A 1,076-nucleotide genomic window follows, 5' to 3' on the forward strand; every position below is an offset into this window, starting at 1 on the left:
TTTTCCTAAAAGCGGTTATATATTCCAAGCATTCACAAGTACGAATTGAGTTCCGGATCTGTCTCAAAAACTAGTTTAATTTTCGAAATTAAAGGCAAATTCAAGCTATCTTGTGATCTTAAACGACATCTATCTCCTAGAACTGTGGGTTTTATCTTACGTGCATTACCTTTAGAGGGAAACGCCCATCGAATGGGACAAAGTATTGTCTATCTTGAAACTCCAATAGATTCAGGAATTGAAAGACCGAGAAGAGAATTCAAAAAAGGTGATGTTGCATTTTTACCAGTTAGTGGCAGCATATGTTTTTTCACAAAAGATTCTGAACCTGGAAAAACAATGACTCCAATTGGAAAAATTTCTGAAGATTTGAAAGTACTTGATGATGTTAAAGCCGGTGATGTAATACTTCTTTATGCAGAAACTGGCTGATAGATATGATGTCCACTATATCCGCCAACTTTTTTAACCGTACCTTTTTTTGCAGCCTCTATTAGAAATGCATTTGCTGCTGAAATTTTAACTCCTGTCTGTCTTGCTAATTCTTGAACTGTAATTACTTTGCTTGATTTCAATGCTTTTGCAGCTTGTTGCTCAGTTAACGTAACACGAATTTCTGCCTTAACTGAACCACCTTCTGACTTATCTCCTTTCTTTGATTTCTTTGAATCTGATTTTTTGGAATCTTGTGATTTTTCTTTTTGAGCTGGTGATTTGTTTTTTGATCCACCCATAACATTTTTCTGAAAACTTCCTCTTATAAACGAACAAATTTGAAATGAGTGAATTTTCAAATATAAATAGCATTTAGTGATTTGTACATTATGGGAATTGTTTCTAAAGGTGCAAAATGTGATGTGGCCGGATGTAATAATGATGGGGCACGTTCTCTTAACACAAAGAAAGTCGAGGGTGCGGGGCTGAATGTTTCAAGTTCCTCAAAAAAGACTGTTTTATGTAAGGACCATTACAAGGACTGGAAAAAAGAAACAAAAGATGATCGAGCGCTTGAGCGTGCTCGATATGATAAATTTTAGATTATTTTTTTTTAGGCTTGGGTAATTTCTTTAATGTGA

The 1,076-nt window shown here is 34.9% G+C and carries 3 protein-coding genes; 2 read left to right on the top strand and 1 reads right to left on the bottom strand.

Annotated elements, in window-relative coordinates:
• Positions 1-45 precede the first annotated feature (45 nt).
• Positions 46-432 (top strand): cyclophilin-like fold protein, encoded by a 387-nt coding sequence (locus tag C6988_RS10635; RefSeq protein WP_182135402.1) that lies wholly within the window; start codon positions 46-48, stop codon positions 430-432.
• Here the strand turns inward: C6988_RS10635 and C6988_RS10640 are convergent.
• Complete coding sequence (locus tag C6988_RS10640) at positions 414-734, bottom strand: MarR family transcriptional regulator (protein ID WP_182135404.1); 321 nt, start codon at positions 732-734, stop codon at positions 414-416. The genes C6988_RS10635 and C6988_RS10640 overlap by 19 nt on opposite strands.
• 90 nt (positions 735-824) lie before the next feature.
• Here C6988_RS10640 and C6988_RS10645 point away from each other — a divergent pair, with 90 nt between their 5' ends.
• Positions 825-1,037, top strand: coding sequence for a hypothetical protein (locus C6988_RS10645; RefSeq protein ID WP_182135406.1), 213 nt, complete (start codon positions 825-827; stop codon positions 1,035-1,037).
• The last annotated feature ends 39 nt before the right edge of the window (positions 1,038-1,076 follow it).

The organism is Nitrosopumilus sp. b1 (assembly GCF_014078545.1).
Lineage (GTDB): Archaea > Thermoproteota > Nitrososphaeria > Nitrososphaerales > Nitrosopumilaceae > PXYB01.

Excerpts from the sequence above, each read along its gene's own strand:
- C6988_RS10645 (WP_182135406.1), top strand. The coding sequence starts at position 825 with ATGGGAATTGTTTCTAAAGGTGCAAAATGTGATGTGGCCGGATGTAAT.
- C6988_RS10640 (WP_182135404.1), bottom strand. The coding sequence starts at position 734 with ATGGGTGGATCAAAAAACAAATCACCAGCTCAAAAAGAAAAATCACAA.